We start from the raw sequence: 7,086 nt of genomic DNA on the forward strand, positions 1-7,086 counted from the left end.
TACCTAACCATGTCTCTGATCCGAAAGGCCTTCCGTCGCCTGCATTACCCCACTAATGTTATCGCGCATTGTGTTCGCTGGTATCTCGCTTATGCACTGAGTCTTCGCAACCTGGAAGAGATGATGGCAGAGCGCGGGATTATCGTTGACCACTCCACGCTTCACCCTTGGATCATCCGTCTGGTGTCCTTGCTGGATAAGGCTTTTCGCCGACACAAGCGCACAGTAGGTCAGCGGTGGCGCTTGGATGAAACCTACATCAAAGTCAAAGGTCAGTGGAAATATTTGTACCGCGCAGTGGATACTTCAGGCCAGACCATCGACTTCCTGCTGACGGTCAAACGGGATGCGGCTGCCGCGTTACGCTTCTTTCGCAAGGCTATTCGTCAACACGGTGAGCCAGAGATCGTGACTCTCGATAAAAGTGGTGCCAACACAGCAGCGTAGGCCACACTCAACGCCGACAAACCCGATGAAGAAACCATCACTATCAGGCATCTGAATAATCTTGTCGTAATGGTACGGGGAACTCACATTCCAATTAATTTTTGCCTGGGTAGCATGCCGTTAGCCTCAGCCAGTTACGGCACCGGCAGTGATTTACAACGGGCGATCCAAGCCGCAACAGCAATCACTCAGGGGCTGACCGGCGGTAACATCGGTCAAGCTCTCGCTGGCGGCAGCGCGCCTTATCTGGCCCATGAAATCAGCAAATACCTGCCAGCCGATCAGAACCAGACTGCGAACCTGATGGCCCATGCAGTGTTGGGTGCGGTGGTGGGTCACTTCAGCGGCAATGCGACAGTCGGTGCCGTCTCTGCCTTCACGGCAGAAGCCGCCGCACCGGCAATCATCAAGGCTATGGGCTGGGATAAAGACAGTCTCACCGAAAAACAGAAACAAACCGTCAGTGCGCTGGCGACACTGGCCGCCGGGTTGGCCGGTGGGTTAGTTGGTGACAGCAGCAGTCGCGCAGTGGCCGGTGCGCAGGCTGGCAAGAATGCGGTTGAGAATAACTCGCTCAGTGGGGATCAATCACGTGAATCACTAAAGCAGAGTGCGGAATGGTGGAAAGCACAGGTCAGGGATAAGCTGGGTGAAAACCTCGCATCCCAGCTTGTTAATGGTCTGATTAATGCTGGAAGTGAAGCTGGTGATGCCGTCATGTTAGGTGGTGATACGGCATTCGATCTGACCGCAGCGCTGGCTGCCTGTGCAACCGGAGACAGTTACTGTGATCAGGCTCAAAGTGATTTAGCGAAAAAAGATTCGGGGGCTGCAGCCATACTGACTGCCATCATTAATGGCGATGCATGGGAGGGAATAAAATCCACGACCATCAAAGCAGCTAATGGCGACCAGAGGGCTCTAGAGAATGTTGCAGGGGTATTATCAGGGGCTTTAGTTTCAGCGAAAGTGCTAGCATCAGGAGGGAACGGGCTAACAATTGATCAAGCAATGGCTAAAGGGATTATTCCTAGCCGCCCAGCGGAAAGCGCATTCAGTGGTGCAAGACTGAACATGCAGCTAACTGCTGAACAGGCTGCGGGAGCCAAAGCGCCAACAAAAATTACTAGTTACTCTCAACATGCATTAGAGCAAATTGCTGGTAGAGATGGAGGCATAGGGATAAGTCCTATAGCGCTGGATAGTGCTTGGTCGAACCCTCTAAAGATTGAATATGTACCATCAAAATATGGCCCTACATTTCGATATACAGGAAATGATGCAGTTATCGTTATCAATGCTGAAGGTAAAGTAGTTACTGGATGGGCGAAATCATCATATGGGGTAGCAAAATGAATAGTATTTTAACTCTGAGCCATCAACAAATAATCGCCACTCTATGCGGTACAGATAACTCAGTGATTGTATCAAAAATAATTGATAACCGTCTCACGCCAAATGAAATTGAAGAACTATGTGGATTGATCTCTAATGAATTCATGCTAAATGGTATAACTGAAGACTTTGAACCAACTGAGTATGGTAAAGAGCTTGAAGAACTTCTAGATGTAGTAAATCGAATGAGATTAAAGTAGCAAAAAATGCGGTGGAGAATAACTCGCTGTCTGGTGATCATGGCCGTGAGTCGATGAAACAGGCTGCTGAATCCCTGAAAAATCAAATCAGGGATAAACTGGGGGAAGGCACAACATCTTCTATCGCAAACGCTATCATCACAGCTCTTGCTGACACTGGTGATACGGCACTGGGTGGCGGCGACTATGCGCTTGATTATGTGATGGCGCTGGCGTCATGTGCTACCGGGGACAGTTATTGCACTCAGGCATTAAACTATCTGGCGGGTAAAAATCAGGCGGCGGCAGATACCGTAAAAGCACTGATACAGAGTGAAACCTGGTCAGCCATCGCAGAGTCAGCTAAAAAGGCATACGATGGGGATCAGATGGCGCTGGAAGCCACTGGTGGGATGCTAGCAGCTCTTTTCCTGCCAGGTAAGAAAATGCCGCATGTTCCAAATGCCGGGGCTGTGGGGAATATGGCTGAGTTCTTTAAAAAACTGGTTTTGGAAGTGAAATTAAAGAGATATCTAAAAAAACTAGTAAGCTATATCAGGGGCAAAGCGTTTACCTAGCAAATAAACCTGTAGGTGATTATATTTAGAAAGGTGATCAATTCTATTTAGATGCCAAACATAAAGACCATATCGAAGTTTTTGATAGTACAGGGACAAAGGTAAGGGCGGTCCTTAATCTTGACGGTTCCTTTAATGACGCAAAAACCAAGGCCGCTAAAGCTGAAGGTAGAAGGTTGCCAAAATGATAGATATTAGTATGTTAGATAAATTTAAAGATGCTTACTTGGAGCTGTTAAAGCAGCGGTCGGGTAAAGAGCTTGATATGGATGACCTTTATTTGGAGAAGGATTATTCAATAGTAGATAGCATCCAAGGAAGCATAAGAAATCTTAATTTAACAATCGAGTTGTTTTTTAATGCGCAAGAAAATGATGATGAATTAGCAATGCAAGCAGCTTTGCTACGTATATCAGCTTTTTTATCTGGGATATACGGGATTTTTTATCAGACGACCGAGGATATTGACCGTTTTTTCAAGCTTCCCGATGAGATATCTTTCCCGGAAGATTATAAAATCCCGGAGCATTACAACTATCCTATTAAATAGAACAAATATCCTCCGGCTATGCCGGAGGATATTTGTTTTGCCTGTTTGTCAGATATTAATATCCAGCTCAATGACTATTCTACCGCGCTCAACGGTGATAATTGCCTGCTTGCCGAACCGATCCTTCCCCATCTAAGCTCTAAATTGCATTAATCTCGACTTGATCTGTAAGCGGTGAGTCAGTAAACACTCTGTTGGAGTGCTGGCCAAGTATTAATCTACAAGCCGTGCAAGACATTACTCTCAGAGCCAATGCGTACAAAGGGACTGATGGCAATATCGTGGTGTACGGCAGTCAGTTACAGTCGGGCAAAGGCAGCGAAAGCGGCAACGGCCTGACTCACACTGAAACGACGGTCAATGCCGGTAACCAGCTCAACATCATCAGTGGCCGCGATACGGTATTACAAGGTGCACAGGTCAGCGGTGAAACCGTCAAGGCCGATGTGGGCCGTAACCTGCTGCTGTAAAGTCAGCAAGACAATGACCGTTACGACTCTAAGCAACAAGACGCCAGTGTCGGGGGCAGCTTCAATTTCGGTTCGATGACTGGCACTGCCAGCATCAATGCCAGCCGCGACAAAATGCACAGCAACTTTGACTCGGTGCAGGAACAGACCGGGTTCTTCGCAGGCAAAGGTGGTTTTGATATCACCGTCGGCGAACACACTCAGCTCGACGGCGCAGTCATTGGCTCAACTGCCACTGCCGATAAAAACAAGTTGGATACTGGCTCGCTCGGCTTCTCGGATCTCGATAATCAGGCCAGTTTCAAAACCTCGACCAGCAGTATGGGTCTGAGCAGCGGCGGTTTTACGGGTAGCAAGGACATTATCAGCAACATGGGCGGGGGCGTCCCCATCGTGGGAGGCAATAGTGATGCCAGTTCGACTACTCATGCTGCGGTTTCGGATGGCACTATCACGGTTCGCGATACCGAGAAACAACAGCAAAATGTCGCTGACCTGAGCCGTGACGTCGAACACGCCAACAACGCCCTCTCCCCTATCTTCGATAAAGAGAAAGAGCAAAACCGCCTGCGCGAAATCAATTTGATCGGGGAGATAGGCAATCAGGTTGCGGATATTGCACGTACGCAGGGTAAGATAGCAGAAGAAAAAGCGCTGAAAGATCCGAAGGCAATTCAGGCAGCAAAAGACGTGCTGGCGGAGAAAGGCAATCTGACGCCGACGAATAAGCAGCTAGTCGAGCAGATACGTAATACAGCGTCAGCCAGTTACGGCACTGGCAGTGATTTACAACGGGCGATCCAAGCCGCAACAGCAATCACTCAGGGGCTGACCGGCGGTAACATCGGTCAGGCGTTAGCGGGCGGCAGCGCGCCGTATCTGGCGCACGAAATCAGTAAATATCTGCCCGCCGATCAGAACCAGACTGCGAACCTGATGGCCCATGCGGTGTTAGGTGCGGTGGTGGGCCACTTCAGCGGCAATGCGACAGTCGGTGCCGTATCAGCCTTTACGGCAGAAGCTAATCTTGGGCTCCAGGCGTCAGAGATTATTGTACCGGGTGGTGTAGGGGCTGGCGGTGCGATAGGTGTTGGTAAGACAGTCGCGGAGGCGACAGCAGCGAGAGCTGTTGCGGCTAATGCAGCACATAACGCTACAAGTTATGCTGGTTTGAAAATAGATCTGAAGACAACTCAAGCGGCAAATGAAGTTGTAGATAGTTTACGGAATACAGGTAAATTACCATCCCAATATGTAGTCAAACAAGTTGCGGAAGATAGTGGCTGGACAGCAGGTAAAGCTTTGGGTAATTATGTTCCCGGAGGTCAAATTGGAGGCGATATATTTGAAAATACGACCCATGTATTACCTTCAATTCAAGGCAGAGTCTGGTATGAGGCTGATGTAGGTTTGGCTAATACTGTGTCCAGAGCGAAACAAGATGGCACCCGTCTCTTATATTCAAATGATGGATTGCTATACATCACAACGGATCACTATAAAACAGTAGCACCTGTAGGTACATGGAAATGAGAAAGGATATGGCGATGACTCAGCTAATCACTATTGATGGTAACGAAATTAATTCAGAACATGATTTTCATTTTATATTATCTAACTTGTTGGATTTTGGACCGTATTATGGAAATAACACAGATGCTCTTTGGGATATGCTAAGTTCAGGTATGGGAGCTGGAGTTATTTTACACTGGAAAAACTCGAACATTTCACGCCAAAGATTAGGGGCTGTTTTTGATATTATTATTTATGTTTTTAATAAAACAAAAAATAAGTATCAAGGAAAAGGGGAAGAGAGAGAATTTGATTTTATTCTTGAATAAAATAATTAAATGAAATCCCGATCTCCACGCCGGGATTTTACTTTTCACGGTCAGAAATTTAGTCTCAACAATCAACTGTTCCCGCTCGATAGCTACGGTCACAGGTGTATCCGTCCCAAATCCGGCTTATTCCAGCTTAAGATGTAGGCTGGGGGCGTTTTTTTGCTTTTACGCTTTGAAAACTATGGCCTGCATTGAAAATAATGCACTAAGTGGGAGCGGTTTCGGTAAAGGTATGATGAATACCGGTCAGACCACTTCGACGTTGGGGCCGTTTATGGCACAGGATAGTGGATAGCCTACAGGTCACCGGCAAAGTCTCCACCAAACGCCATAGTGACTCAGTGGATCTCTATGATGAAACCCTGCTTGGCAGCCAGTTGAACGCCAGGGGCGATATCAATTTACAGACAGCAAAAGACATGACCCTCAGTGCCAGCACGGTACAAACCGACGGTGCGCTGAAGCTGGTGGCGGGCGGGGATGTCACGCTCACCACCCAGACTGAACAACATGATGAACAGCGCAATCATACCGGTAAGAGTAAAGGACTGGCATCGACCACCACCACACGTACTGAAGACAGTATTAGCCAGACACTGGCAGTCGGCTCGATGCTCTCGGCGGGTTCTATCGATGTCAGCGGCAAAAATATTGCGGTCACCGGCAGCAATGTGGTGGCCGATAACGATATTAACCTGCGGGCGAAAGAAAACATTACCATCGACACCGCGCAACAGAGCGAGAGCGAATCTCACCTGTTCGAGCAGAAAAAATCCGGCCTGATGACCACCGGCGGCATTGGGGTCACGATTGGGAGCAATAGCCAGAAAACTACCGACAACACGCAGACGCTGAGCAACGTTGGTAGCACGATTGGCAGCCTGGGCGGCAATGTCACTCTTGATGCGGGACATCAGCTAACTATTCATGGCAGCGAAGTGATCGCCAATAAAGACATCAGCCTGAAAGGGTCAGATGTCGCGATAACTGCCGCGGAAAACAACCTGTCTCAACAGCATACCACCGAGAGCAAACAGAGTGGCATCACCCTCGCCCTGTCAGGTGCGGTAGGCAGTGCCATCAACAGCGCTGTCACTACCGCCCAGGATGCCAAAAAAGAGACCAATGGCCGCCTCCAGGCATTGCAGACCACCAAAGCAGTTCTTCAGGGCGTTCAGGCAGCGCAAGGCGGGGTGTTGGCCAATGAAACCGGCGACCCCAATGCGGTGGGGGTGAGCATTTCACTGGGCAGCCAAAAAAGTAAATCAGAAAGTCGCCTTGAGCAGACCACTGCCAGCGGCAGTAACATTGCTGCCGGGAATAATCTGTCCATTACCGCCACCGGGAACCACGGGGCCGGGGATATTCGGGTACAGGGCAGCGAGCTGCAAGCGGGAAAAAATCTCAGTCTGGATGCTAAAAATGATATTGCGCTGAACAGTGCCGAAAATAGTGAGAGTCTGCATGGCAGCAATAAAAGTTCGGGCGGCAATATTGGGATAGGTATTGGCGTCGGAAAAGGGGCCGGTATCAGTATCTTTGCGGGTGTGAATGCCAGTAAAGGCAAAGAGCAAGGCGACAGCCTGGCCCATACTGAAACCCAGCTAAAAGCGGGCGATACGG

5 protein-coding genes and 3 pseudogenes are annotated in these 7,086 nt (G+C 48.8%); all 8 read left to right on the forward strand.

Annotated elements, in window-relative coordinates:
- Positions 1-9 precede the first annotated feature (9 nt).
- Positions 10-513 (forward strand): annotated as a pseudogene (locus DJ58_RS0121475) (IS6 family transposase); the annotation flags it as partial.
- 48 nt (positions 514-561) lie between these two features.
- Positions 562-1,803, forward strand: a complete 1,242-nt coding sequence (locus DJ58_RS0121480) for a VENN motif pre-toxin domain-containing protein (protein WP_050504526.1) — start codon at positions 562-564, stop codon at positions 1,801-1,803.
- Positions 1,800-2,042 carry a hypothetical protein gene (locus DJ58_RS18360; RefSeq protein ID WP_032912310.1) on the forward strand — a complete coding sequence of 81 codons (243 nt, stop codon included), beginning with the start codon at positions 1,800-1,802 and terminating at the stop codon, positions 2,040-2,042. Before DJ58_RS0121480 ends, DJ58_RS18360 begins: the two co-directional genes overlap by 4 nt.
- An 11-nt stretch (positions 2,043-2,053) precedes the next feature.
- Entirely contained in the window at positions 2,054-2,599 is a 546-nt protein-coding gene (locus DJ58_RS18355; protein WP_032913188.1) for a hypothetical protein, read from the forward strand.
- A 184-nt stretch (positions 2,600-2,783) separates the two neighbouring features.
- On the forward strand, positions 2,784-3,149 hold the full coding sequence (locus tag DJ58_RS18350) for a hypothetical protein (protein ID WP_032912305.1): 366 nt from the start codon (positions 2,784-2,786) through the stop codon (positions 3,147-3,149).
- A gap of 305 nt (positions 3,150-3,454) precedes the next feature.
- A pseudogene (locus DJ58_RS23720) lies at positions 3,455-4,243 on the forward strand (hemagglutinin repeat-containing protein); the annotation flags it as partial.
- 905 nt (positions 4,244-5,148) lie between these two features.
- Entirely contained in the window at positions 5,149-5,460 is a 312-nt protein-coding gene (locus tag DJ58_RS18345) for a barstar family protein (protein WP_080544698.1), read from the forward strand.
- Positions 5,461-5,753: 293 nt separating this feature from the next.
- Positions 5,754-7,086, forward strand: a pseudogene (locus DJ58_RS0121490) (hemagglutinin repeat-containing protein); the annotation flags it as partial.

The sequence above is a fragment of the Yersinia frederiksenii ATCC 33641 genome (assembly GCF_000754805.1).
Classification (GTDB): Bacteria; Pseudomonadota; Gammaproteobacteria; order Enterobacterales; family Enterobacteriaceae; genus Yersinia; species Yersinia frederiksenii.